Origin of the sequence: Rhizobium sp. RM (assembly GCF_013390595.1) — a bacterium.
GTDB lineage: Bacteria > Pseudomonadota > Alphaproteobacteria > Rhizobiales > Rhizobiaceae > Agrobacterium.
Genome location: NZ_JACAWV010000006.1, coordinates 101,969 through 126,901, shown reverse-complemented (window position 1 = coordinate 126,901; position 24,933 = coordinate 101,969). Strand labels below are relative to the sequence as shown.

Annotated in this window: 23 protein-coding genes; 9 read left to right on the top strand and 14 right to left on the bottom strand. The window is 57.3% G+C overall.

Features of this window, described 5'->3' with window-relative positions; genetic code table 11:
- Positions 1-20: 20 nt before the first annotated feature.
- The 3 genes from HWX89_RS04460 to HWX89_RS04450 all read left to right on the top strand — a co-directional run bounded on the left by HWX89_RS04460 (position 21) and on the right by HWX89_RS04450 (position 3,248).
- Positions 21-1,226 (top strand): pyridoxal phosphate-dependent aminotransferase, encoded by a 1,206-nt coding sequence (locus HWX89_RS04460; protein WP_138793583.1) that lies wholly within the window; start codon positions 21-23, stop codon positions 1,224-1,226.
- A 70-nt stretch (positions 1,227-1,296) separates the two neighbouring features.
- On the top strand, positions 1,297-2,202 hold the full coding sequence (kdgD, locus tag HWX89_RS04455; RefSeq protein WP_138793584.1) for a 5-dehydro-4-deoxyglucarate dehydratase: 906 nt from the start codon (positions 1,297-1,299) through the stop codon (positions 2,200-2,202).
- A 242-nt stretch (positions 2,203-2,444) separates the two neighbouring features.
- Complete coding sequence (locus HWX89_RS04450) at positions 2,445-3,248, top strand: DUF2189 domain-containing protein (RefSeq protein WP_138793585.1); 804 nt, start codon at positions 2,445-2,447, stop codon at positions 3,246-3,248.
- Between the two features lie 37 nt (positions 3,249-3,285).
- Here HWX89_RS04450 and HWX89_RS04445 read toward each other — a convergent pair whose 3' ends face one another.
- From HWX89_RS04445 to HWX89_RS04410, 8 genes are all read right to left on the bottom strand, one after another.
- Positions 3,286-3,630, bottom strand: a complete 345-nt coding sequence (locus tag HWX89_RS04445; protein WP_138793586.1) for a cytochrome C oxidase subunit IV family protein — start codon at positions 3,628-3,630, stop codon at positions 3,286-3,288.
- An 11-nt stretch (positions 3,631-3,641) separates the two neighbouring features.
- Entirely contained in the window at positions 3,642-4,361 is a 720-nt protein-coding gene (locus HWX89_RS04440; protein ID WP_138793587.1) for a heme-copper oxidase subunit III family protein, read from the bottom strand.
- A gap of 9 nt (positions 4,362-4,370) precedes the next feature.
- Positions 4,371-5,069: a cytochrome c oxidase subunit 3 gene (locus HWX89_RS04435; protein ID WP_138793588.1), complete on the bottom strand. Its 699-nt coding sequence runs from the start codon at positions 5,067-5,069 to the stop codon at positions 4,371-4,373.
- On the bottom strand, positions 5,066-6,844 hold the full coding sequence (locus HWX89_RS04430) for a cytochrome c oxidase subunit I (RefSeq protein WP_138793589.1): 1,779 nt from the start codon (positions 6,842-6,844) through the stop codon (positions 5,066-5,068). Before HWX89_RS04430 ends, HWX89_RS04435 begins: the two co-directional genes overlap by 4 nt.
- 41 nt (positions 6,845-6,885) lie before the next feature.
- Positions 6,886-7,701 carry a cytochrome c oxidase subunit II gene (locus HWX89_RS04425; protein WP_138793590.1) on the bottom strand — a complete coding sequence of 272 codons (816 nt, stop codon included), beginning with the start codon at positions 7,699-7,701 and terminating at the stop codon, positions 6,886-6,888.
- Positions 7,702-7,842: 141 nt separating this feature from the next.
- Positions 7,843-8,229 carry a c-type cytochrome gene (locus tag HWX89_RS04420; protein WP_138793591.1) on the bottom strand — a complete coding sequence of 129 codons (387 nt, stop codon included), beginning with the start codon at positions 8,227-8,229 and terminating at the stop codon, positions 7,843-7,845.
- 380 nt (positions 8,230-8,609) lie between these two features.
- Positions 8,610-8,813: a hypothetical protein gene (locus HWX89_RS04415; protein WP_138793592.1), complete on the bottom strand. Its 204-nt coding sequence runs from the start codon at positions 8,811-8,813 to the stop codon at positions 8,610-8,612.
- A 178-nt stretch (positions 8,814-8,991) separates the two neighbouring features.
- On the bottom strand, positions 8,992-9,465 hold the full coding sequence (locus tag HWX89_RS04410; protein ID WP_138793687.1) for a VOC family protein: 474 nt from the start codon (positions 9,463-9,465) through the stop codon (positions 8,992-8,994).
- Positions 9,466-9,689: 224 nt separating this feature from the next.
- On the opposite strand from HWX89_RS04410, the gene HWX89_RS04405 reads away from it, so the two are divergent.
- The gene (locus tag HWX89_RS04405) at positions 9,690-9,974 is read left to right on the top strand and encodes an acylphosphatase (protein WP_138793593.1); all 285 of its coding nucleotides are present in this window, start codon (positions 9,690-9,692) and stop codon (positions 9,972-9,974) included.
- 19 nt (positions 9,975-9,993) lie between these two features.
- Here the strand turns inward: HWX89_RS04405 and greA are convergent, their stop codons facing one another.
- A complete protein-coding gene (greA, locus tag HWX89_RS04400) occupies positions 9,994-10,476 on the bottom strand; it encodes a transcription elongation factor GreA (RefSeq protein ID WP_138793594.1) in 483 nt (160 codons plus the stop codon).
- Between the two features lie 25 nt (positions 10,477-10,501).
- A complete protein-coding gene (locus HWX89_RS04395; RefSeq protein WP_138793595.1) occupies positions 10,502-11,449 on the bottom strand; it encodes an MYG1 family protein in 948 nt (315 codons plus the stop codon).
- 287 nt (positions 11,450-11,736) lie between these two features.
- Here HWX89_RS04395 and HWX89_RS04390 point away from each other — a divergent pair, with 287 nt between their 5' ends.
- Positions 11,737-13,086, top strand: a complete 1,350-nt coding sequence (locus HWX89_RS04390) for an LLM class flavin-dependent oxidoreductase (protein WP_138793596.1) — start codon at positions 11,737-11,739, stop codon at positions 13,084-13,086.
- 59 nt (positions 13,087-13,145) lie between these two features.
- Here HWX89_RS04390 and HWX89_RS04385 read toward each other — a convergent pair whose 3' ends face one another.
- Positions 13,146-14,198 carry a threonine aldolase family protein gene (locus tag HWX89_RS04385; protein ID WP_138793597.1) on the bottom strand — a complete coding sequence of 351 codons (1,053 nt, stop codon included), beginning with the start codon at positions 14,196-14,198 and terminating at the stop codon, positions 13,146-13,148.
- Between the two features lie 370 nt (positions 14,199-14,568).
- Between HWX89_RS04385 and gltB the strand changes: the two genes are divergently transcribed.
- Genes gltB through HWX89_RS04370 form a run of 3 tightly spaced genes read left to right on the top strand, consistent with a single transcriptional unit; the run spans position 14,569 to position 20,951 of the window.
- Entirely contained in the window at positions 14,569-19,314 is a 4,746-nt protein-coding gene (gene gltB / locus HWX89_RS04380) for a glutamate synthase large subunit (protein ID WP_138793598.1), read from the top strand.
- 8 nt (positions 19,315-19,322) lie between these two features.
- Positions 19,323-19,481, top strand: coding sequence for a hypothetical protein (locus tag HWX89_RS04375; RefSeq protein WP_178340616.1), 159 nt, complete (start codon positions 19,323-19,325; stop codon positions 19,479-19,481).
- Between the two features lie 15 nt (positions 19,482-19,496).
- The gene (locus HWX89_RS04370) at positions 19,497-20,951 is read left to right on the top strand and encodes a glutamate synthase subunit beta (RefSeq protein WP_138793599.1); all 1,455 of its coding nucleotides are present in this window, start codon (positions 19,497-19,499) and stop codon (positions 20,949-20,951) included.
- A gap of 61 nt (positions 20,952-21,012) precedes the next feature.
- Here HWX89_RS04370 and HWX89_RS04365 read toward each other — a convergent pair whose 3' ends face one another.
- The 3 genes from HWX89_RS04365 to HWX89_RS04355 form a co-directional block, all read right to left on the bottom strand.
- Entirely contained in the window at positions 21,013-21,189 is a 177-nt protein-coding gene (locus HWX89_RS04365) for a hypothetical protein (RefSeq protein ID WP_178340620.1), read from the bottom strand.
- A 136-nt stretch (positions 21,190-21,325) separates the two neighbouring features.
- Complete coding sequence (locus HWX89_RS04360; RefSeq protein WP_138793600.1) at positions 21,326-22,552, bottom strand: SGNH/GDSL hydrolase family protein; 1,227 nt, start codon at positions 22,550-22,552, stop codon at positions 21,326-21,328.
- A gap of 67 nt (positions 22,553-22,619) precedes the next feature.
- Complete coding sequence (locus tag HWX89_RS04355; RefSeq protein WP_138793601.1) at positions 22,620-23,843, bottom strand: lytic murein transglycosylase; 1,224 nt, start codon at positions 23,841-23,843, stop codon at positions 22,620-22,622.
- Between the two features lie 196 nt (positions 23,844-24,039).
- Here HWX89_RS04355 and galU point away from each other — a divergent pair, with 196 nt between their 5' ends.
- Complete coding sequence (gene galU / locus HWX89_RS04350) at positions 24,040-24,927, top strand: UTP--glucose-1-phosphate uridylyltransferase GalU (protein ID WP_138793602.1); 888 nt, start codon at positions 24,040-24,042, stop codon at positions 24,925-24,927.
- Positions 24,928-24,933 lie beyond the last annotated feature (6 nt).

Genomic DNA, 24,933 nt, shown 5'->3' with positions numbered 1-24,933 from the left:
CAGAATTCAAGGAAGCCACAATGAGTTTCGAGAACAATCGCGCGGCAGGCATCAAATCGTCGCCCAGCATGGCGATTGCCATGGCCGCGAAGAAGCTGGCGGCGGAAGGGCGCGATATTATCGATCTGTCGCTCGGAGAACCCGACTTCGAACCGCCTGAGCATGTTGCTGAAGCGGCCATGCAAGCGATCCGCAAAGGCGGCATCCGATACGGAGCGCCCGCCGGCATGGTCGATCTGCGTCAGGCGATTTCACGCAAGTTCAAGGTCGAGAACGGCCTGGACTACACGGTCGATGAGGTCATGGTTGCCAATGGTGCCAAACAGATCCTTTTTGATGTCTTTCTCGCAACCCTTGAACCAGGCGACGAGGTCATCATTCCAACGCCTTGTTGGGTTTCCTACGGCGACATCGTATCCCTGCACGGTGGCGAGCCTATTTATGTTGGCTGCGGTGCCGCGTCAGGGTTCAAAATTTCTGCCAAGCAACTGGAAGAGGCGATAACGCCGAAAACCCGTTGGTTGATGCTGAACTCGCCTTCTAATCCAACTGGTGCCATCTATTCTGCCGAGGAATATCGTCAGATCGCAGCCGTGCTCGCCCGTTATCCGCGTGTTCTCGTCGTTTCCGATGAAATCTACGAGCATGTCCTTTTGAGGGACACGAGTTTCGTCTCCTTTGGACAGGCTTGCCCGGAACTGCGAGATCGAACCTTGATCGTCAACGGCGTATCCAAGGCCTACGCCATGACCGGCTGGCGGCTTGGATATGCGGCAGGACCGAAACCGTTGATCGCCGCACTCAACAAGATGCAATCGCAAAGCGTTTCCTGTGTATCCCCCATCGCGCAAGCGGCAGCGCTCGCGGCGCTGACGGGAGATCAGAGTTTTGTCGGGCAGGGGGCAAAGACCTTTGCCGGGCGTGCGAAAATCGTCGCTGAGCGCCTGGCCGAAATCGACGGTATCGATTTCAGTCCTCCCGATGGCGCTTTTTACGCTTTCATTGGCGTCCAGAAATTGCTGGGCTGCAAGACATCCAACGGTGATGTCGTCAAAGACGACACGGTTTTCGCGGCTTGCCTTTTACAGCAGTTCGGTCTGTCGAGCGTGCCTGGCGCGGCGTTTGGCGCACCCGGTTACATCCGCCTTTCCATCGCGGCATCCGATCAGGAACTTATCGGTGCCTGCGAACGGCTCGCAGCCATGGTTCAGTCGCTGGAATCCTGAGGCGCAGATCCCAAAAACAGAACAGAGGGACGGGTGGCGATCGTCGCACCTGGACAAGAGGAGGTACACCATGAAAACTCAAGACCTGAAACATGCGCTCGGTGCGGGGCTTTTGTCCTTTCCGGTCACGCATTTCGATCAGGAAGGACGATTTAACCCCAAGAGTTACGCAGAGCATGTGAACTGGCTCTCCGGCTTCGAGGCGGCAACCTTGTTTGCTGCCGGCGGGACAGGCGAGTTTTTCTCGCTGACACCGGAAGAAATCCCTGAAATCGTGCGCGTCGCCAAGGATGCCGCCGGGAAGACGCCAATTGTGTCCGGTTGCGGTTATGGTACGGAGATCGCGGTCTCGATTGCCAAATCTGTGGAGAAGGCAGGCGCCGATGGCATTCTATTGCTGCCGCATTATCTGATCGATGCGCCACAGGAAGGTCTCTACCGTCACATCAAGGCGGTCTGCCAGGCAACCGGGATGGGGGTCATGGTCTATAACCGTGATAATTCCGTTCTGCAGGCCGATACGCTGGCGCGACTTTGTGACGAGTGCGAAAACCTCGTGGGCTTCAAAGATGGGACAGGCGATATCGGTCTTGTCCGCCAGATTACCGCGAAGATGGGTGATCGCCTCACCTACCTCGGTGGTATGCCAACCGCAGAGCTTTTCGCCGAAGCCTATCTCGGTGCTGGCTTCACGACCTATTCTTCAGCCGTCTTCAATTTCGTGCCGGGACTTGCGGTCGAGTTTTACAAAGCGCTTCGCGCCGGCGAACGGGCGAAGTGCGAAACGATCCTCATCGACTTCTTCTATCCCTTCATGGCCATCCGTAACCGCGCCAAGGGTTATGCCGTCTCCGCCGTCAAGGCCGGTGTACGACTGCAAGGCTTCGACGCAGGTCCTGTTCGTTCACCGCTGCAGGACCTGACGGCCGAAGAGATGGCAATGATGGAGCAACTCATCGGACAACATAAGCGCTAAGCAAAACGGAGGGGGCCGTCTTTATGCAAGGACGGCCCTTTGTCGATCGCCAAGAATGGCGATGAAGCAGTGGACACTACCTTCCTGGTCACCGATCCCATTGCCGATCCCTTGGGCCTCTGTTCAGATTTCGCCAAGGGGCGTATACTGGAAAGACGTGCAGTTTCGGTCCATTGGTCCCGGTTTATGCGCGGGAATGCCTGTTGACCGTTGCTGCCAAGGCGTAATCGGGAGGAAACGTCATGGCGCATTTTCATGTGATTGCGGGTGGGCGCGATAACGCCGTCTTCCCGAATGTCAGACGCATCAGTGTTTCGGATGTCTTCGCAGCGCTCAAAGAAGGCTTGGATGACTTCTGGGACAAGCCGTCTCATTATGTTTTTCTCTGCCTGATTTACCCCGTTGCCGGCATCGTGCTGGCGCGCTGGACGTCCGGTGCCAATGCCCTGCCGCTGGTCTTTCCACTGATGTCGGGTTTCGCCCTGCTTGGACCCTTCGCCGCTATTGGTCTTTATGAGATCAGCCGTAGGCGCGAACTCGGTATGGACACGTCTTGGCAACATGCACTGGAAGTCCGCCACTCTCCGGCAATCCCGGCAATCCTTGCCGTCGGAGCTCTACTGGTCGCGATCTTCGTGGCCTGGATGTACACCGCGCAAGCGCTTTATATCCGCCTGTTCGGGCCTGAACAGCCGGCATCGCTGATGACCTTTATCAGTGATGTTTTCACGACAACTCAGGGCTGGCAGTTGATGCTCTATGGCAACCTGATTGGCTTCTTCTTTGCCCTGATTGTGCTCTGCACCACGGTTGTCGCTTTTCCGCTCCTTCTCGATCGCGACACCGGCGCTTTGGCAGCGGTTTACACGTCGTTGAAAGCGGTGGTCGTCAATCCGATCGAAATGATGTTGTGGGGGCTGATCGTGGCAGTTCTGCTGGCAGCAGGCTTTGCAGTTTTCTTCGCCGGTCTTGCCATCGTCATACCGGTTCTCGGACATGCCACCTGGCACCTCTACCGCAAGGTCGTCGAGCCGGAACGCCTCTGAGCGATTGAACACTTGTCCTCTCCGGCGCTCACGTCATTCAGGGCGTGGCGCCGAAGAAGGACAGTCGGGTAAAGAGTGTGTAATTCGCCTCCGACATCATCAGCGCCATGAAAACCAGCACCAGTATCGGGGGAAGTAAAACGGCGTAAACAAGGGCCAGCCGTTCCCATGCCATGTGCATGAAGACTGCAATGATCAGCCCCGCCTTGAGAAGCATGAAGAGGATGATCAGCGACCAGCGCGGATAACCCTGTATGCCCAGATAATCGACCATGTAGGAAAAGGCGCTGAGGACGAAGAGCAGCCCCCAGACGAGTAGATAAAGCCGTATGGAATGCTGTTGATGTTCGGTTTGCGTTTGAACTGGCGCTGTTTCGTTCATGATGGCGCTCCTCACCACAGATAGAAGAAAGCGAAGATGAAAACCCAGACAAGATCGACGAAGTGCCAGTAGAGGCCCATGATCTCAACAGCTTCGTATTGGCCCTTTCGACTGGTGAAAAAGCCCCGCCGCTCTGTATCGAAATCGCCCCGCCAGACTTTTCGCGCAACGATCAGCAGGAAAATGACCCCGATCGTGACATGGGTGCCGTGAAAGCCGGTGATCATGAAGAAGGTCGAGCCGAATTGTACAGCGCCCCACGGGTTTTCCCAGGGGCGGACGCCCTCCGAAATCAGCTTCGTCCATTCGAAAGCCTGCATGCCAACGAAGGTGGCACCGAGAAGTGCCGTCAGCAGCATCAGAACGGCCGTCTTGCCCTTTTCGCGGCGGTAGCCAAAGTTGACTGCCATCGCCATCGTGCCGCTGCTTGAAATCAGCACGAACGTCATGATGGCGATGAGGATCAGCGGGACATCCTGTCCTGCGATGTGAAGCGCAAACACCTCGCTCGGGTTCGGCCATGGAACGGTGGTGGACATGCGGGCGGTCATGTAGGCCAGCAGAAAACATCCGAAGACGAAAATGTCGCTGAGGATGAAGAACCACATCATCGCCTTGCCCCAGGACGCAGTTTTGAAGGCGCGTTGATCCGAGGAAAAATCGGCGGCAATGCCCTTGAGGCCGGATGGGCGGACTGGCTGGTTACCATGCGTTTGGGCGGACTGAACCATTTTGTCCTCCTAATTCAGCAGTTGTCGGCACAGGTCGGCAAAATCATTTGCCCATCCTGCAAAAATTGCGAAAAGTATGAGCCAGACTGCCAGCATGAAATGGGCGTAAATTGCCGAGAGTTCGATGTTGAGGCGAAGTCTGTTTCGCGGGAAATCGGCCGAAAATGCTCTGACGGTTGTGTGTCCGAGAACAAGGATACCGCCAAGGATATGCAGGCCGTGCAGCCCTGTCAGCAGGTAGAAGAAGCTGTCGGCCGGGTTGCCCGAAAAGACGAAGCCGGAAGACGCAAGCTCACGCCATGCTTCGACCTGCCCGATGAGGAAAAGAAGCGCGAGAACGAAACTGGCAGTCAGATCGTGACGGACAGCGCTTTCGCGTCCACGTTTGGCTTCGACTTCTGCCCATTGAAGAGTGGTACTACCAAGGATCAGCACGCCAGTGTTCAGCCACAAAATCCGCGGCACCGGCGTTGTCCACCAGTCCGAAGACGTCATCCGCATGAAATAGGCGCTGATGAAGAGGCTGAACAGTGCGCCGACCACGCCGAGGAATACGAACAATCCGATCTTTGTGGGGGGCGTGGAAGGGTGATCCGTGAGCGGTATCGTGCCAGTTTCGAGCCACGGTTTCGCGGTGAGCCTTTGGCCGGACATCCACCAGACGATCACCGCACCGATGGCGGCAAGGAAAATCAGCGTCGCACTCATGATGTTGCCTCCCGCGTGTTGCCGCCGGTGGCCGGTACGGTCTGTGGAATGAAGTCTTCCGTTGCTCCGGGAACGCTGTAGTCATAGGCCCAGCGGTAGACGACCGGCAATTCCCGGCCCCAGTTGCCGTGTGCCGGTGGGGTTTGTGGTGTTTGCCATTCGAGTGTTGTCGCTCTCCAGGGGTTGCCGCCTGCAGGTCTGCCTTTGAAGAGGCTCCAGACGAGATTGAACAGGAAAACCATTTGTCCGGCGCCGACAATCAGCGCCATCACCGTGATGAAAATGTTCAGCGTATGCGCCGAAGCCGGTACAAACGCCGTTTCTCCCAGCTCGTAATAGCGGCGCGGCACGCCGATCAGGCCGAGATAGTGCATGGGGAAGAAGATGGCATAGGCACCGAGGAAGGTGATCCAGAAGTGAATATGCCCGAGGATAGCGTTCAGCATGCGTCCGGTTACCTTCGGATACCAATGATAGATGGCACCAAAGACAACGAGGATCGGTGCGACGCCCATGACCATGTGGAAATGCGCGACGACGAACATGGTGTCGGACAGCGGAACATCAACGACGACGTTGCCGAGAAAGAGACCGGTCAGCCCGCCATTGACGAAGGTCACGATGAAGGCAAGCGCGAACAGCATGGGTAGGGTCAGGTGGATATCGCCACGCCAGAGTGTCAGCACCCAGTTATAGACCTTGATGGCCGTCGGCACCGCGATGATGAGAGTGGTCGTGGCGAAGAAGAAACCAAAGGCGGGGTTCATGCCGCTGACATACATGTGATGGGCCCAGACGACGAAGCTGAGTGCGGCGATGATGACGATTGCCCACACCATCATGCGATAACCGAAAATGTTCTTGCGCGCGTGGGTGCTGATGAGATCCGAGACGATACCGAAGGCAGGCAGCGCCACGATGTAGACTTCAGGATGACCGAAGAACCAGAAGAGGTGCTGGAACAGGATGGGGCTGCCGCCGCCGTGCTGCAATTGCGTTCCCATTTCGACAATGGCAGGCATGAAAAAGCTGGTGCCCAGCAATCGATCGAACAGCATCATGACCGAAGCAACAAAGAGGGCTGGAAAGGCAAGCAGCGCCATAACCGTTGCGGTAAAAATGCCCCAGACTGTGAGCGGCATGCGCATCAGCGTCATGCCGCGTGTGCGCCCCTGTAGAACGGTAACGACATAGTTCAGGCCACCGAGGGTAAAGCCTATGATAAAGACGATCAGCGAGGAAAGCATGAGGACGATGCCCCAGTTGCTTCCCCCCGGCGTGCCTGAAAGCACGGATTGCGGCGGATAAAGCGTCCAGCCAGCACCGGTTGGTCCTCCGGGTGCGAAAAAGCCTGCGACAAGGATGAGCACGGCCAGGAGATAGATCCAGTAGCTCAGCATGTTGGCATAGGGAAATACCATGTCACGCGCGCCAACCATCAGCGGAATGAGGTAGTTGCCGAAGCCGCCGAGAAACAGCGCGGTCAGCAGATAAACGACCATGATCATGCCGTGCATGGTGATGAACTGGTAATAGCGATCTGCATCAATGAAGGTGAAGTAACCGGGAAAAGCGAGTTGCAGCCGCATCAGCCAGGACAACACAAGGGCGACCAGGCCGATCGACAGAGCAGTAAGAGAATACTGGACGGCTATCACCTTCGCGTCCTGGCTGAAAACGTATTTCGTCCACCAGCTTTTGGGATGGTAAAGCTCCATCTCCGCGACTTCTGCGGGTGGAATGGCGTCTGCGCTGTCCGAGCGGATTTCCGTCATGGTCTTCCCTCCTTTCCTCCCGATCGTCTACTTCGCAGCCGTCAATTTGACGGTTGCGGCGCCTCTGAGGCCGTAAGCTGTGTGAAGGTCGGCTGCTGTTCCAGCCATGCCTGATAGGTGGCCGCGTCATCGACCACGACGGTTCCACGCATCTGGGGATGGCCGACACCGCACAGTTCGGCACAAAGAACGTCGAAGGTTCCTGTTCGTGTGGGCGTGAACCAGAAAAACGTTACCATGCCGGGGATCATGTCCATCTTGGCGCGGAATTCCGGCACGTAGAAATCATGAATGACGTCTATGGAGCGCAACAGCACCTTCACGGGCTTGCCGACTGGCACATGCAGCTCACCGCCATCGACGATCACGTCATCGAGACCGGAGGTATCATTTTTATCAAGGCCGAGTGGGTTGTCGGGGGTGACGGCACTGGTGTCGGAACGACCAAGTTTTCCGTCAGCACCCGGCAGCCGGAAACTCCACAGCCACTGTTGGCCGACGATCTCGACGGGCGCGGCATCCGCCGGGACGGAAATGAAACGGTCCCAAACGATCAGGCCGGGCGCGAGCATGGCGGCAACCCCAATGGCGGTGCCGCCGGCAAGCGTCCATTCGAGTTTGCGGTTTTCCGGTTCATAGGCTGCCCTGTTCCCCGGCTTGTGGCGAAAGCGAAAGACACAATAGGCAACGAACAGAACCACAGCGATGAAGACAATGCCGGTGATCCAGAACGTAATGACCAGCGTGTGGTCGATATAACTCCAGTTGGACGCAATCGGCGTCCACCACCAGGGGCTCAGCATGTGAAACAACACGGAGCCAACCACCAGCAGAACGAGAATCAGCACAACAGCCATTTCCGTCTCCTCCCTGAGACGATTGCGACCGTGGACGTGAAACTGCTTTTTTAGAAAAGTGTGACCGTCATTATCTCACAAATGAAAAATGTGGGCAATTACGGCGATTTAGCTAGTATCCATCCCTTTCGGGACGTGGTTCTACTTTGAGAACTGTTTCAGATAGGCCGTGAGATTGGTGATTTCCGTCTCGTCCTTCAGACCCGCGAAAGCCATTTTTGTACCTTTGACCTTCGATTTCGGGTTGTGCAGATAATCACGCAGTGTTGCCTCGTCCCAGACGAGACCGCCTTCACCCGCATCCTTCATCGCCGCCGAGTAGGAGAAGTCCGGATGTGTTCCGGCTTTTCTGCCGAACAAACCGTTCAGTGATGGTCCCACCTTGTTCTGGTCCGTCTCGGCGACATGACAGGCGGCGCACTTCTTGAAGACGATTGCACCGGCAGTCACGTCACCTTCCTGAGCGTAAGCAGCAGGCGGTAAAAATACGAAAAGAGTTGTAAGCAGCAGAAATCCGCGACAAGTCATGGCAAGCCTCCTCCCAGAGTCGCCGAAGCGCGAGGCGGAAACTGTCGAGCCCGTAAGGCTTGCCGGTTTCGGACGCTCATACCGTCTTTTTCGTTCTTGATTGAGTACGGCTGCGCTTAGAGGAATTTTATTCCTTCATGATCGCAAGTCAATCGTGACGCGAAACGGTACGTTTTCGTCCGATGCATTGGTTAGCGGCATCGGGAACGAACGGAGGTGAGTTCGCCGGAGACTTCGAACAGCCGATCCCGAACATCCGACATGCCTGTATCTCCTATCAGGTCATCCGTCAGAAGCGAACGATACTCGTGAACGAGAAGTCTGCGCTCGAGATCGTCTCGCAAGGCGGAAAGACGAAAGAAACGGTCTCCTGTTTCCAGTCAGGCAGCTTTTGACGCTGCATGGACCGTGTTTCCAGTCGACACCAATTTATGGATCGCACGCAAAACTTCCGCCGGTGAAGCGAAGTATCGTCCATCCAGATCATGAACATGAAATTTTACGGCAATGAACTTCAGCAGGCCGTTGTCGGGGACAACAATTCCAACCGCAATACCCGCATATTCGATCACTTGTCTGGTCATCGGAAAGCCTCGTATTGGCGCTGAACGTCGCAGCGTAGGGTGTCAATGAAGGAGGCGCCGAGCGGCTCCGATTTAGTCTATTAATTTAGTAGACTATATCGCGTTGACGACCGGAAGGCTTGGCATTCCATGCTGACATGTTTGCCGGTTCATAGAAATTTCTTCGAAGATTTACGGATTATCCGCGTCGCGCAGCCTCGATTGCCGCGACGTTGATCTTTTTCATGGTCATCATCGCATCAAAAGCCCGTTTTGCCTCATCACCGCCGACTGTGAGTGCTTCAATCAGGGTTCTCGGTGTTATCTGCCAGGAAATTCCCCACTTGTCCCGGCACCAGCCGCACTCGCTCTCTTCACCGCCGTTGCCGACGATGGCGTTCCAGTAGCGATCGGTTTCCTCCTGGTCTTCGGTGGAGATCTGAAACGAGAATGCTTCGTTGTGTTTGAAGACCGGCCCGCCGTTCAAACCAACACAAGGAACGCCTGCAACCGTAAACTCGACCGTGAGGACATCACCCTCCTTGCCGGAAGGATAGTCCCCCGGTGCACGGACAATCGCGCCCATTACGCTATTTGGAAATGTCGTTGTGTAGAAGCGAGCCGCGGCCTCGGCGTCCTTGTCGTACCAGACGCAAACGGTGTTTTTTGCAATTGCCATGGTTCTTCCCTCTTGCTTGAAATGCCGGAGACCCGACCAGCCTCGTTGGAATTATTGAACTGTAAGAACGTTCGCGCGCCATCGGGCGTTCCCTTGAGGACGGCTGGAAAACTGTCAGGGACGGAAAATCAGGATCGAGTGAAGACTTGCACATGAGCGGCTTGCAACAAGCGCTGCAGTTCGGCATTTTTTGAGATGACTGCTGATGGGAGACGACAATGTCGAGCGATCAAAAGGCAATGCTGGTTCGAATTACCGGCAAGGTACAGGGTGTCAGTTTCCGCGTCTGGACGCGCCAGGAAGCCTTGAAGCTCGGTCTGGTGGGTTCGGTCCGCAATGAAGCCGACGGTTCTGTCGTTGCCCTGATCGCAGGACCAGAGCAGGCCGTCTCCTCAATGATTGAAGGCTTCTGGCACGGACCGCGCGGCGCATCCGTGGTCGACGTACAAACGCAGGCGGCGACACTGCAGGATTGGCCGACAGGATTTCACATCACTGGATAGGCAACCGATAACCACTGCCTTACGAGATCGAAATGATTTCCAGTTCGTGGCCGCCCATTTCCACCGCGTCACCGACCGCTTTACCCATGAGGCGCGTCGCTACCGGTGAAACAAAGGAGATCGAGCCGGCTTTGGGGTCTGCTTCGTCCTCTCCCACGATGCGGTAGGTCTGCACCCGCCCGTCATCGCGGCTGAAAGTAACCGTGTTGCCGAACGCGATGGTATCGAACGACGTCGGATCAGGGATGACCTGCGCCGTTCTCACTCTCGCAGCAAAATAGCGGACGTCGCGCAGGGGGCTTGCCGCCTGCCGACGCCGTTCATTGATGTCCTTGATCGCATTTGTCGCTTCATAAGCATCGCGAGCCTGCTGAAGCTGCAATTCCAGAGCCTTCATGCCGGTTTCCGTCAGGAGGTTCGGGTGAGATGAAATCGGACGGTCGGGCAGCAAGGTTTCCGATGCTGTTTCGGAACTTTCTTCTTTGGTGAAAGCAACACTCACTGTCCCGCTCCGTCTTGATCTCTGTTCAGGCGCTGGTCGCGACCGCCGCGCCAGTGGCAAAAGCTTCTTTCACTGCCAACTCCGCCATGGCCATCGCTGCTTCCCTGGTCTTGGCAGCGGCGATGAACCGACCATTGTGACAGAAGCTTGCTCCTTTAACGCCGGAGGCGGCTTCAAGATCCTCATTGGTCAGGCCTGCCCATGCCAAAGGCAGGTCAGCGCGCAACTCGAACCCTTCGTCTGCACGTCGAATACCGGTCAGGCACCAGTCGTTGCCGCGTGGATGGACCACGAACAGAAGATGATCTGCGCCTGCTTTGACAATCGCCGGCCGGAACGGCATGCCGAGGGGCAGTTCCAGAATATACCCTGCACCGGCGTCGACGATAGCCTTGTTCACAAGTGCTTCGGCACGAAGCTTTGCGGCACTTTTCGCGATCTTGGCTTCGACGAAGCTGCGGGCGATGTCGAGCGCTGCATGGAATGCCCGCGTTTCTGCTTCTGGATCGGTCTCATCGAAAACCGGCTTCAGGATTTCGAGAAGTGCGGGCAGCGTTAGTCCTGCCAACTGTCCCGCAGTGGAGGGGCTCAGCGCACCGTTGTCGACCAGATCGACCGGCAACACGAAGCCGCTGTCGAAAGAGGCATGGATGGCTTCGATGTGCTCTGCCGGGATCGCCAATGCGGCGAGATAATTCCGACCATAGTGCTTCCAGATCAGGCCGAAGGAGCTGTAGGGCTGGCCATCGTCCCTGAGCGGCGCGCCACGCTGGTGGTGATCGAATATTCCCTTCGTCTCATCATAGGCGCCGCCGACGTCGTAGATGATCCGGTCTTCGCCGGGCGTGATCCATTCCGGTGCTCTGCTGCGAACAAGGCGGGCTTCTGGAAAGAGCCGGGTGAGGATGACGCTGGACAGCAGTTCATCGGCATGGAAGCCACCGGAATGGGTGACGAGGAAATCCGGGATCATGTCGGGATAAGCCTTTTGGGTTTTGAGAGGCAGGTTTGCGGGAGGTCCGCCTTGAATTGAAGCACCTGATACCTTCTGCCGGGCCCTATCTCAACCCGTCATTCGATCGATGCTCTTGCGATCATCGAGGACTGGTATTTCCGCCCGGCCGTTCCATATAGCTAAAGGAGCCGGTTCTGACGCGAGATGCGTCACTGTTTTCAGGTCCGGTTCCACCGCTACGTCATGACCAAGGTCAGCAGCGGTCTGTTTTGCGATCATGTATTTCAGGACGAAAGGAATCCTTGATGGGAGTTGAACGCAAACTGCACCTCGGTGCATTCATGCGACCCGTAAGCCTTCACACCGGTGCCTGGCGTTATCCGGGCGCATGGCCGGATGCCAATTTCAATTTTGCCCATCTCACCCGTTTTGCCCAACAGCTTGAGGCTGCCAAGTTCGACGCCTTTTTCATGGCCGATCACCTTGCGGTCCTCAACATGCCGGTCGAGGCTTTGCGACGAAGCCATACGGTCACATCGTTCGAGCCATTCACCCTGCTATCGGCGCTTGCGGCTGTCACCAGCCGCATCGGACTGGTGGCAACAGCCTCGACAACATTCGACGAGCCCTATCACGTTGCACGGCGTTTCGCCTCGCTCGACCATTTGAGCGGTGGAAGGGCGGGATGGAATATCGTGACCACGGCCAACCCGGATGCAGCATTGAATTTCGGACGCGAAACGCAGCCCGACCATTCGCAGCGATATTCGCGGGCACGCGAGTTTTATGACGTCGTCACCGGTCTCTGGGACTCCTTTGCCGATGACGCTTTTATTCGTGATACCGAAAGCGGAATTTTCTTCGATCCTGACCGGATGCATGCGCTGCATCACAAGGGCCGTGAGTTCTCCGTGCAGGGTCCGCTCAATATCGCGCGTCCCGTTCAGGGATGGCCTGTCATTGTGCAGGCTGGCGCGTCCGAGCCTGGTCGCCAACTGGCGGCGGAAACGGCTGAAGTTGTGTTCGCAGCCCCTGCCCATCTTGCTGCCGGCAAGTCCTTCTATAAAGACGTCAAGGATCGCGCCGTTGCGGCGGGCCGCTCTTACGATGATATCGTCATTCTGCCGGGCGCATTCGTCGTCGTTGGCGACTCTCTCGAAGAGGCGCGCGCGAAGCGTGCGAGGCTGGACAGTCTCGTCCACTACGATAGCGCTATCGCCTCGCTCTCCATAGCACTCGGCCATGATGCCTCGACATTCGATCCAGATGGGCCGTTGCCGGACATCCCTGAGACAAACGCCAGCAAATCAAGTCGGGAAAGGGTGATTGAACTGGCCCGGACCGAGGGGCTTACGGTGCGCCAACTGGCCCAGCGTCTTGGCGGTTATGCGGGGCTGGCTTTCGTCGGCACGCCGGCGACGATCGCCGATGATATGGAGCGCTGGCTCCATGAGGAAGGCTCGGACGGGTTCAACGTCTCGTTTCCCTTCCTGCCGGCCGGACTGGATGATTTCACCAGACTGGTGGTACCGGAGTTGCAAAGACGTAACTTGTTCCGCACCGAATATGACGGCACGACACTGCGCGACCATCTCGGTCTTCGCCGTCCCGCCAATCGCTTCTTTCCGTCTTCCGATGAGGGCGAGGCAAATTAAAGCCTTCGGCCGTCATTCCGTGCAAAACGCGCGAATGACGGCTGAGAGGTTTGGTGATGTCAGGCTGCGCCGCAGATCGACAGGAACTCGTCGACGTCGGCCTCTGTCGTTGCAAAGCTCGTCACCATGCGGATCAGCATTTCGTCGTCTGCGACTTTTTCCGGCATGTCGCGCGGAACAAGCCAGTCGTAGAACTTTGCGCCTTTTTCAGTCGCGGCATCTGCCGATGCCTTGGGAAGAATGGCGAAGACCTCGTTGGCCGATGTCGGCCATGCCAGACGCGCGCTGTTGAGCGAGCCAAAGCCGGCGCGCAGCCGGTCGGCCATGGCGTTGGCGTGGCTGGCGAGACCGAGCCAGAGATCGTCCTGCAAATAGGCGTCGAACTGGGCGGCAATAAAGCGCGACTTGGAGAAAAGCTGGGCAGTCCGTTTGCGCAGAAACGCGAAGTCTTTTGCAAGCGTCGGATCAAAGAACACGATTGCCTCTGCGCACCAGCAGCCGTTTTTCGTGCCACCGAATGACAGTACGTCCACGCCGCGTTTCCAGGTCATTTCTGCGGGTGTTGTTCCCAACGAAACGAGAGCGTTTGCAAAGCGAGCCCCATCCATGTGCAATGGCAGGCCGTTGTCTTTGGCGATCTTGGAAATGGCGTCGATTTCATCCAGCGTGTAGACGGTCCCCACCTCGGTTGCCTGCGTCATGCTGACGGCAGCTGCGCGTCCGTGATGGATGGCGTCCTGTGGATAGCGCGCGATGCGCTCGACAAGATTCTCCGGCAGCATTTTACCGTTCGGGCCCTCGACGGCGACCATGCGCATGCCGCTGAAGAAATCCGGTGCGCCGCATTCGTCTTCAATGATGTGGGCTTCCGAGTGACAGAAGGTCAGACCGCCCGGGCGTGCAATGCTGGCGAGGGAAAGAGAATTTGCCGCAGTGCCTGTGGCAACAAAGAAGACGGCCACCTCACGTTCGAACAACTCGTTGAAGCGGCTTTCGATAGAGCGGTCCAATTCGCTCGTGCCGTAGGCTGCGGCAAAACGGGTGGACTCCTTCGAGAGCCGGTCGTTGATGGCGGGATGGGCACCAGCCCAATTGTCTGAAGCAAAAAACATTTTTGGGGCTTTCCGATGGATGGGCTCAGTTTGTACGGGCAGTCTGCGGGATGACTCGCAAAGTTTTATGACCTCACTTCGCAAATGGCAAATAGGGTAATGAAAGCAACAGTGAGGGGCTGTTTCTCAAAAGAAAATTTCGCGGGATAGACGTCTCTGGAAACTTCGCTGCAAAAGTCCGGTTTTATAAATTGAACATGCGCCTTGCTAAACGAGCCCGTTTCTGCCAAAATTCTTGAGAATTGAGACAGTCATGCTGTCCTAAATTTTAACGAGCCGGAATGACGGCGGGTTTCATGTTCAGTGAAAATCCGCGTCGAACCGGTTCTTTGTGCGAGACCGTGCAAGTGCTTTGCAGGAGGGACGAACAATGACGAACAAGACGCTGGCGGATAACGCTGCCGCCATCATGACCACTGACTGTCCCACCGCGGCCGGGGCCGCTTCCGTTGCAGTGACGAAGGTCACTCCGCGTGGTCTGCCGGAAAAGCAGGGTCTCTACGACCCGGCGAATGAGCACGATGCCTGTGGCGTCGGTTTTGTCGCGCATATGAAGGGGCAGAAATCCCATCAGATCGTCAAGGACGGCCTGTTTATCCTCGAAAACCTCACCCATCGCGGCGCTGTCGGCGCCGATCCGCTGATGGGCGATGGTGCCGGTATTTTGGTGCAGATCCCCGACCGCTTTTTCCGTGAAGAAATGGCCAAGCAGGGCGTCACCCTGCCAAAGGCGGGTGAATACGCCGTCGGTCATATCTTCATGCCGCGCGACCCATCGCGTATCGAACACTACAAGAAAGTCATCATCGACGTCATCGGTGAGGAAGGCCAGCAGTTCATCGGTTTCCGCGATGTCCCGGTCGACAATTCCTCGCTTTCCAAGGCGCCCGATATCGCTGCGACCGAACCGCATCACGTTCAGGTCTTCATCGGCGCTGGCCGCGACGCTGCGACGAACGCAGAGTTCGAACGCCAGCTCTTCCTGATCCGCAAGGTCATTTCCAACCGCATCTATGATGAGGGCGGTGGCAAGGAAGCGCAGGACTTCTACCCTGTATCGCTGTCGTCTTCGACGATCGTCTACAAGGGCATGTTCCTGGCCTATCAGGTTGGCGCCTATTACAAGGATCTTTCGGACCCGCGTTTCGAATCCGCGGTGGCGCTCGTCCATCAGCGTTTCTCGACCAACACCTTCCCGTCGTGGAAGCTGGCTCACCCGTATCGCATGGTCGCCCATAACGGCGAAATCAACACGCTGCGCGGTAACGTCAACTGGATGGCTGCGCGTCAGGCGTCGGTTTCCTCCGTTCTGTTCGGCGACGACATCTCCAAGCTCTGGCCGATCTCTTATGAAGGCCAGTCGGACACCGCCTGCTTCGACAACGCGCTCGAGTTCCTCGTGCGTGGCGGCTATTCCATGGCGCATGCCGTGATGATGCTGATACCGGAAGCATGGGCGGGCAACCAGTCCATGTCGGCTGAACGCAAGGCATTCTACGAATATCATGCCGCTCTGATGGAGCCATGGGATGGCCCGGCCGCCGTCGCCTTTACGGATGGCAAGCAGATCGGCGCGACGCTTGACCGTAACGGCCTGCGTCCAGCCCGTTATCTCGTGACCGATGACGACCGCATCATCATGGCTTCGGAAGCTGGCACCTTGCCGGTTCCGGAAGAGCGCATCGTCAAGAAATGGCGCCTGCAGCCCGGCAAGATGCTGCTGATCGATATGGAAAAGGGCTCTATCATTTCCGACGAGGAAGTGAAGCACGAGCTGGCTGCCAAGCATCCTTACCGCACCTGGCTGGATCGCACGCAGCTCATTCTGGAAGAGCTGAAGCCGGTAGAGCCGCGCGCGCTGCGCCGCGACGTATCGCTTCTCGACCGTCAGCAGGCCTTTGGTTACACCAGCGAAGACACCAAGCTCCTGATGTCGCCGATGGCAACAACCGGTCAGGAAGCGATCGGTTCGATGGGTACGGACACGCCGATTTCGGCAATGTCGGAAAAGTCGAAGCTGCTTTACACCTATTTCAAGCAGAACTTCGCACAGGTCACCAACCCGCCGATCGATCCGATCCGCGAGGAGCTGGTGATGAGCCTCGTGTCCTTCATCGGTCCGCGCCCGAACATCCTTGATCACGAAGGCGCAGCCCGCGCCAAGCGTCTCGAGGTTCGCCAGCCGATCCTGACCAATGGCGATCTGGAAAAGATCCGCTCCATCGGTCATACGGAAGACCGTTTCGATACCAAGACACTCGACTTCACCTATGACGTGGAGCGTGGCGCCGAAGGCATGCCTGACATGCTGGACCGCCTGTGCGAGCGTGCCGAATCTGCCGTGCGTGGCGGCTACAACATCATCGTGCTGTCGGATCGTCAGCTTGGACCGGATCGCATTGCTATCCCGGCTCTGCTTGCAACCGCTGCCGTGCACCATCACCTGATCCGCAAGGGCCTTCGTACCTCGGTCGGTCTCGTTGTCGAAACCGGCGAGCCACGCGAAATCCATCACTTCTGTCTGCTGGCAGGTTACGGTGCGGAAGCGATCAACCCGTATCTCGCCTTCGACACGCTGCTTGATATGCACAAGCACAACGCCTTCCCGAAGGAAGTGTCGGAAGACGAAGTTGTCTACCGTTACATCAAGGCCGTCGGTAAGGGCATCCTCAAGGTCATGTCCAAGATGGGCATTTCCACCTACCAGTCCTATTGCGGCGCGCAGATTTTTGACGCCATCGGCCTGTCGTCGGAATTCGTCGCACAGTATTTCTTCGGTACAGCGACCTCCATCGAAGGTGTCGGTTTGACGGAAATCGCCGAGGAAACCGTGACCCGTCACACGGCGGCTTTCGGCAAGGACCCGATCCTCGCCAACACGCTCGATATCGGCGGCGAGTACGCCTATCGTATGCGCGGCGAAAGCCACGCCTGGACGCCTGACGCCGTAGCCTCTCTGCAGCACGCGGTTCGTGGCAACAGCCAGGATCGCTACCGCGAGTTTGCCGGCATGGTGAACGACACCGCGCTGCGCATGAACACCATCCGTGGCCTGTTCAAGATCAAGGGTGCTGAAGCGCTCGGCCGCAAGCCTGTTTCTGTGGATGATGTCGAGCCCGCTGCTGAAATCGTCAAACGTTTCTCGACAGGTGCGATGTCGTTCGGCTCCATCAGCCGCGAAGCGCATACAACGCTGGCAATCGCCATGAACCGGATCGGCGGCAAGTCGAACACCGGTGAAGGCGGCGAAGAATCCGACCGTTACATGCCGCTTCTGAACGGCCAGCCGAACCCGGAAAGGTCTGCAATCAAGCAGATTGCCTCCGGCCGCTTTGGTGTGACGACGGAATATCTCGTTAATGCTGACATGCTGCAGATCAAGGTCGCGCAGGGCGCCAAGCCCGGTGAAGGTGGTCAGCTGCCCGGTCACAAGGTCGATGCGACGGTTGCCAAGACCCGCCATTCGACCCCGGGTGTCGGTCTCATCTCGCCGCCGCCGCATCACGACATCTATTCGATCGAAGATCTGGCGCAGCTCATCTACGACCTGAAGAACGTCAACCCGGAAGCCGATGTTTCCGTGAAGCTCGTTTCCGAAGTCGGCGTCGGCACGGTTGCTGCCGGTGTTGCCAAGGCACGCGCCGACCACATTACCGTTGCCGGTTTCGATGGCGGCACAGGTGCGTCGCCCTTGACCTCGCTCAAGCATGCCGGTTCTCCGTGGGAAATCGGCCTTGCCGAGACACAGCAGACGCTGGTGCTGAACGGCCTTCGCTCACGCGTTGCGCTGCAGGTCGATGGTGGTCTGAAGACTGGCCGCGACGTCATTATCGGCGCACTGCTCGGTGCGGACGAGTTCGGCTTTGCGACCGCGCCGCTGATCGCTGCCGGTTGCATCATGATGCGCAAGTGCCACCTGAACACCTGCCCGGTCGGCGTTGCCACGCAGGACCCTGTTCTGCGCAAGCGCTTCAAGGGCACGCCTGAACACGTCATCAACTACTTCTTCTTCGTTGCCGAGGAAGTCCGCGAAATTCTTGCTTCGCTTGGCGTGACAAAGCTGGACGAGATCATCGGTGCTTCCGAACTGCTCGAAAAGGAAGAAATGCTGGCGCACTGGAAGGCCAAGGGTCTCGATTTCAGCCGTATCTTCCACAAGGTCGATGCGCCGAAGGAAGCAACTTTCTGGACCCAGCGGCAGCACCATCCGATCGAAGACGTTCTCGACCGCAAGCTGATCGAAAAGTCGATGCCGTCGCTTGAAAACCGCGAACCGGTTGTCTTTGAAGTTCCGATCAAGAACGTCGACCGTTCGGCAGGCGCGATGCTGTCGGGTGCGCTCGCCAAGCGTTGGGGCCACAAGGGCCTGAAGGACGATACGATCCACGTGACGCTGCGCGGAACGGCCGGTCAGTCTTTCGGCGCGTTCCTAGCACGCGGTATCACCTTCGATCTGGTGGGTGACGGTAACGACTATGTCGGCAAGGGTCTTTCGGGTGGCCGCATCATCGTGCGTCCGCCGGAGAACACCCGCATCGTCGCGGAAAACTCGATCATCGTCGGCAACACGGTGCTTTACGGCGCCATTACCGGTGAGTGCTACTTCCGCGGCGTTGCAGGCGAACGTTTCGCCGTGCGCAACTCCGGTGCTGTTGCCGTCGTCGAAGGCGTGGGTGACCATGGCTGCGAATACATGACGGGAGGCATCGTCGTCGTTCTCGGTGAAACCGGCCGTAACTTCGCAGCCGGCATGTCCGGTGGTGTGGCCTACGTTCTCGATGAACAGGGTGACTTCGCCAAGCGCTGCAACATGGCCATGGTCGAGCTCGAGCCGGTCCCAGAAGAAGACGACATGCTCGAAAAGCTGCATCATCACGGCGGTGACCTCATGCACAAGGGACGCGTGGACGTTTCCGAAGACATGACGCGCCATGATGAAGAGCGCCTCTACCAGATGATTTCGAACCACTTCCACTACACCAACTCGTCCCGTGCCAAGGACATCCTTGATCGCTGGAGTGAGTTCCGTCCGAAATTCCGCAAGGTCATGCCGGTCGAATACCGTCGTGCGCTTGAGGAAATGGAACGGATGCGCATGGGTGTGGCGGCGGAGTAATCCGCCGCGTGGGGAAATTTCATCGACTGATCTCGCTGATCGTCGCAATCGCCGTTCCAACGGCGGTTTACTGCGCAAACGGCGAGATCGGGTTTGAGTTCATCGTGCTGGGGGCGGTTTTTGGTTTCGCCTACTGGTACTGGGGCCCGACCGGCGCTCCGCTTTGATATGAGGATATAAACGTGGGTAAGGTAACAGGTTTTCTGGAGATCGACCGGCAAGTTGGCAAGTACCAGCCCGCCTCCGACCGTATCCGTCACTTCCGGGAATTCACCATTCCCATGTCGGATGCCGAAGTGCAGAAGCAGGCGGCACGCTGCATGGACTGTGGCATTCCTTACTGTCATGGTCCGACGGGCTGTCCCGTCCATAACCAGATCCCCGACTGGAACGATCTGGTTTATAACGGCGGCTGGGAACAGGCGATCAGCAATCTTCACTCCACCAACAACTTCCCGGAATTTACCGGTCGCGTCTGTCCCGCGCCTTGCGAGGAGGCTTGCACGCTGAACCTTGAGGATACGCCGGTTGCGATCAAGACGGTCGAACAGGCAATTGCCGACAAGGCCTACGAACTGGGCTTCATCGTGCCAAAGCCGGCCACGGTTCACACAGGCAAGAAGGTCGCGATCATCGGGTCCGGTCCGTCCGGTCTCGCCGCTGCCCAGCAGCTCGGCCGCGCCGGTCACGAGGTTCACGTCTATGAGCGTGAATCCAAGGCAGGCGGCCTGTTGCGTTACGGCATTCCGGACTTCAAGATGGAGAAGAACTTCATTGATCGTCGTGTCGAGCAGATCAAGGGTGAAGGTGTCACTTTCCATTATGGCGTCAACGTCGGTGTCGACATTTCTGCTGAGAAGCTGATCGCCGACCACGATGCGGTTCTTTATTGCGGTGGCTCCGAAACGCCGCGTCCGGCAGGTATCGGCGGCGCGGATTTCCACGGCGTTTATGATGCCATGCCTTACCTCGTTCAGCAGAACCGCCGCGTCGGTCGTGAAAACATCGACAGCGTTGGCTGGCCTGCCGATCCGATCCTGGCCGGTGGCAAGCACGTTGTTGTCGTCGGCGGTGGTGACACGGCATCGGATTGCGTCGGCACTGCATTCCGTCAGGGTGCCGTGAAGGTCACGCAGCTCGACATTCGTCCGATGCCGCCGGAAAAGGAAGACAAGCTCGCAGTCTGGCCATTCTGGGCAACCAAGATGCGCACCTCCTCTTCGCAGGCCGAAGGCGCTGTGCGCGAGTTCCAGGTTGCGACGCTGGAATTTGTCGGAGAAGACGGCGTTCTGACCGGTGTGAAGTGCTGCCAGGTGGATGAGAAGCGCAAGCCGATCGCCGGCACGGAATTTATCATCAAGGCTGACCTTGCTTTCATCGCGATCGGTTTCTCCGGCCCGTTCACCGACAGCGTCCTGAAGGACCTGGAAGGTAAGCTGGAGCTCAACACCGACCGCCGTGGTTCGACCAACGTTGTTGCCAACGACCAGGACTACAAGACCTCGGTCGACAAGCTCTGGACTGCTGGCGACGTTCGTCGTGGTCAGTCTCTGGTTGTCTGGGCTATCCGCGAGGGTCGTCAGGCTGCACGCGCCATCGACGAAGCTTTGATGGGCAGTTCGGTGCTGCCACGCTAATCACTGAAAAGGCGGCCATCTGGTCGCCTTTTTTGTTCCGGACCTGAGGTAAAACAGCGCGTTAGTGTTTGTTTTTATGGCCCTGTTGGCCACCCTTCATCGACTTATCCCGCGTGGTGTCCTTCATGGGGGCCTTGTTTTCCATCGATGACGCGCTGCGGGTTTTGTCGTTGCCGCCCTTGCCGGATTTTTGACCGGGCTTCATATGCGGGTCGTGTGTACCACCTTGGTGGGGCATGATGTTTACTCCTCATATCATCGTTTTTAGCGGATGCGTTCCTGCTCCGCACTCGCGTTAACCACCAAGGTCGAAGCGCGTTCCGACTTTAACATATCGTGATGATGAGGGTGCTCGAACGAGCGTCATGAGAAGGCTACTTCGTTGCCGTTTCGTCCGGCGTGGACACGCGATAATCATCGACGCGTCCCCGTGGTGCGTCGCTCATTTCACCGCGTTTTGTCAGCCGTTCACGCGGTGTTTCGACGACAGATGTTCTGACAGGCTGGTCGCCCAGCAGTCTTTCGCCGCCATCGAGATCGGGATCTGTAAGGCTGATAGGCTGCGTTCGGACCTGGCCGGCGTCGATACCAAGTGCCGGCAGCGAGGTCAGTGAAGGCAGATTGCTACCGTCCAGATTCACCAGATCGGGGCCGGCGCTGTCGAGATGCCGGCGCACGAATTTTTCGACGTAAAATGCGAGTTTTCGCTTGCCGGCCTGCGTCATGCCGATGCCATCGGCTTCGCGAAGGCGGGCTTGCTGACCGTTCATGTCGTAACCGGTGATAACGAACTTGCCTGCTTCATCGACGAAGCCGTCCCAGACATCGACGAACTCACCACCGTGCTTTTCGACGTGGCTGCGGTAAAGGCGGTTGAAGCCAGCAAGATCGGCCGTCAGTGACGGAGATTGAAATGCGGGTACGCCGACCCACAATAGTGGAACCTTCTGGCGTTCCGCGATGGCCAAGAGTGCATCGATCCGACGCTCATACTCCTTGTACCAGACATCTGTACCGAACTTTTCCTTGATATCGCCGATCTGCATCTGCTGGCGGTCATTGGACCCCATCATGATGACGATTGTTGCGGGGCTCGTCTCCTTGATGAATTCGGGAAGTGTTGCAAACCAATCGTAGTAGTCTGTGCGCACCAGGCCCGACGAGCCATTTGCACGCACGTCGACGGTGATGGCCGGGGAACTGGCGAAAGCGTTGACAAGTTCTTCCCCCATGCCTCCGGCCAGAAAGTCGCCGACGACGAGAACGCGCCGCGCATTTTCGAGTTTTGCGGCCGGTTCCGGTTTTGTGGTACGCATCTGGACAACGGATGGTGTCTTGCGCGCCGGTTGCGGTCTGCTGACTGATCGGTTGCGCGACGAGGGCGCTGAGGGGAAATCGCGTCGGTTGCGCGGCTGATATTCACGGTCAGCCGGTGCTTCTCTACCAACAGGTCTGCCGAACAACATTTCGAACAGAGTCCGACGCTGCTCCTGCGCAATGGCGCCAGATGGGGCGAGTGGCACGCAGATCGCAACGGACAGAATGACGGCGCAGATGCGCCGTCCGATGATTCCGTTTTGCGATGCGGGCTTCTTACTCATGACATCGACCTTTCCGGGCGGTCCGCCGGCAGTCTTCGAGACTGCCTGAACCGACCGGCACATCTTATCAGTTACGCAAGGCTCTCAGCAGTCTCTGCGATGGTTCGCCATCGTTTTCCATTCCCATACGGGACTGGATTGCGCTGATTGCGGCTTTCGAGCCGGAGCCGAAGTTACCATCGATTTCGCCATCATAATAACCGAGCTCTTTCATCCGGGTCTGGAGCTCGAATTTTTCCTTGATGTCCAGCGTACCGTCAGGACGCGGCCACTTCTGCTGCATCCCACCGTAACCGGCGATCTCGTCTGCCAGCAGACCAACGGCCAGCGCATAGCTGTCTGATGCGTTGTATTTCTTGATGGTGAAGAAGTTTTTCATCATCAGGAAACCCGGACCATTGGCGCCACCCTGCAATTTCAGCATGGCGCGGTCAGAACCACGGGTGAAATTCTTGCCGTTCGGACGGGTGAAGCCGAGCTTTGCCCATTCCGCAATGGTCTTTGTTTGACCTTCATATCGGGCGCCGCCGCGCGGAACCGCGGTTTCGTAACCCCAGGTCCGGCCGGGTTCCCAGCCATTCTTTGCCAGCAGGTTGGCGGCCGTTGCCAGTGCGTCCGGCACAGAGTGCCAGATGTCGCGCTTGCCGTTGCCATCCGCGTCGACGGCGTAGAGCAGATAGCTGGTCGGAATGAATTGCGTGTGGCCCATGGCGCCCGCCCAGGACCCGGTGAGCTGTTTCGGCGTCACGTCACCCGACTGAAGGATCTTCAGGGCGGCAATCAATTGCGTACGGGCGAACTTTCCACGCTTTGGATCAGAATAGGCAAGGGTTGCCAGAGCCTGCGGGATATTATGCAGGCGCTCCGGTTTTTCGAGTACCGCACCATAGTTCGATTCCATCGACCAGATGGCGAGGATGATATGCTTGTCGACGTTGAAGTTGCGCTCGATCCAGTTCAGGGTCGTGGCGTGGCGTGCCTTCATTTCACGGCCGATCCTAACCGTGTACGGATTGACACGCGAGTCGATGTAGTCCCAGACCTGTGTCGTGAATTCCGGCTGATAGGTGGCCTTGCGCAGCGCGTCAGGATCGGGCTCGGTCACGCCGGCGAACGCTTTCTGGTAGGTCGCCTTGCTGATGCCTTCTTTGGCGGCTGTTGAGTAAAACTGGTTGATCCACTGTCTGAAGCCAGCATCGGCATGTGCCGAGAATGGCGTCAGGGTGATTGCCAAACCTGCAAACACCATGCAGCCGAATTTGCGGACATCTGAAAGGATCATCTTTGTCATCGTCGGTCTTTCGTTCTCTCGAATGTCATTTCGATAGCGAGATACGCATCGGGCTTCACGATGGATACCAAAAGAACGTCAACAAATTCTTTACCATTAATAGATGGTAGCGTCGACCTTTACAAAACGTTGTTGTTTTTGAAATAACAACTGCGTGAGGGAATGGGACCCAGTTGTTATCTCTCAGGAGGGATATGTGGTAGAACAGAAGAAAATTCGGAAAGCCGTATTTCCGGTTGCAGGCCTCGGCACACGTTTCCTGCCCGCTACTAAGGCGGTTCCGAAAGAAATGCTCACTGTCGTAGACAAGCCGGTCATTCAGTACGTCGTTGATGAAGCGGCGGAAGCGGGCATCGAGCACTTTGTATTTGTCACCGGCCGCGGCAAGGCGGTGATCGAAGACTATTTCGATATTCAATTTGAACTCGAACAGATGCTGCGCGAGCGCAACAAGAATGCCGAGCTGACATTGCTGGCCGGCCTTCTGCCAAAGGCGGGTACGGCAAGCTTTACCCGTCAGCAGGTTCCGCTTGGTCTTGGCCACGCGGTCTGGTGCGCACGCGATATCGTCGGCGACGAGCCTTTTGCGGTTCTGCTGCCCGACATGATCATGCACTCGCAGAAAAGCTGCCTCAAAGGCATGGTTGATCTTTACGACCAGACCGGTGGCAACGTGATTGCGGTGCAGGAATGCGAACCGGATCAGACCCACAAATACGGTATCGTCGGTGTTGGCGACGCTGTCGGCGAAGGATTCAAGATCACCCAGATGGTCGAAAAGCCTGCCAAGGGTACCGCACCGTCCAACTTCTACATCAACGGTCGTTACATTCTGCAGCCGGAGATTTTCGACATTCTCGAAAATCAGGAACGCGGTGCAGGCAACGAAATTCAGTTGACGGACGGCATGCTGACGCTGGCGGATTCGCAGGAATTTGCGGGTTATCACTTCCGTGGCCAGACGTTCGATTGCGGCGCAAAGGACGGCTTCATTCTTGCAAACGTTGCTTTTGCTCTGGAACGTGCCGACATCCGCTCTTCGATTGAGGACCCGATTAAGGCTTTGATCGGCGGTCTGAAGTAGTCTTAT

Bases quoted from the DNA above. Each gene is read 5' to 3' on its own strand.
- HWX89_RS04405 (WP_138793593.1), top strand. From the start codon at position 9,690: ATGTCGAGCGATCAAAAGGCAATGCTGGTTCGAATTACCGGCAAGGTA.
- HWX89_RS04445 (WP_138793586.1), bottom strand. From the start codon at position 3,630: ATGAACGAAACAGCGCCAGTTCAAACGCAAACCGAACATCAACAGCAT.
- HWX89_RS04390 (WP_138793596.1), top strand. From the start codon at position 11,737: ATGGGAGTTGAACGCAAACTGCACCTCGGTGCATTCATGCGACCCGTA.
- HWX89_RS04365 (WP_178340620.1), bottom strand. From the start codon at position 21,189: ATGCCCCACCAAGGTGGTACACACGACCCGCATATGAAGCCCGGTCAA.
- HWX89_RS04395 (WP_138793595.1), bottom strand. From the start codon at position 11,449: ATGATCCCGGATTTCCTCGTCACCCATTCCGGTGGCTTCCATGCCGAT.
- HWX89_RS04460 (WP_138793583.1), top strand. From the start codon at position 21: ATGAGTTTCGAGAACAATCGCGCGGCAGGCATCAAATCGTCGCCCAGC.
- HWX89_RS04435 (WP_138793588.1), bottom strand. From the start codon at position 5,069: ATGAGTGCGACGCTGATTTTCCTTGCCGCCATCGGTGCGGTGATCGTC.
- HWX89_RS04450 (WP_138793585.1), top strand. From the start codon at position 2,445: ATGGCGCATTTTCATGTGATTGCGGGTGGGCGCGATAACGCCGTCTTC.
- HWX89_RS04440 (WP_138793587.1), bottom strand. From the start codon at position 4,361: ATGGTTCAGTCCGCCCAAACGCATGGTAACCAGCCAGTCCGCCCATCC.
- HWX89_RS04355 (WP_138793601.1), bottom strand. From the start codon at position 23,843: ATGACAAAGATGATCCTTTCAGATGTCCGCAAATTCGGCTGCATGGTG.
- HWX89_RS04425 (WP_138793590.1), bottom strand. From the start codon at position 7,701: ATGGCTGTTGTGCTGATTCTCGTTCTGCTGGTGGTTGGCTCCGTGTTG.
- HWX89_RS04360 (WP_138793600.1), bottom strand. From the start codon at position 22,552: ATGAGTAAGAAGCCCGCATCGCAAAACGGAATCATCGGACGGCGCATC.
- HWX89_RS04415 (WP_138793592.1), bottom strand. From the start codon at position 8,813: ATGACCAGACAAGTGATCGAATATGCGGGTATTGCGGTTGGAATTGTT.
- HWX89_RS04430 (WP_138793589.1), bottom strand. From the start codon at position 6,844: ATGACGGAAATCCGCTCGGACAGCGCAGACGCCATTCCACCCGCAGAA.
- HWX89_RS04420 (WP_138793591.1), bottom strand. From the start codon at position 8,229: ATGACTTGTCGCGGATTTCTGCTGCTTACAACTCTTTTCGTATTTTTA.
- kdgD (WP_138793584.1), top strand. From the start codon at position 1,297: ATGAAAACTCAAGACCTGAAACATGCGCTCGGTGCGGGGCTTTTGTCC.
- HWX89_RS04385 (WP_138793597.1), bottom strand. From the start codon at position 14,198: ATGTTTTTTGCTTCAGACAATTGGGCTGGTGCCCATCCCGCCATCAAC.
- gltB (WP_138793598.1), top strand. From the start codon at position 14,569: ATGACGAACAAGACGCTGGCGGATAACGCTGCCGCCATCATGACCACT.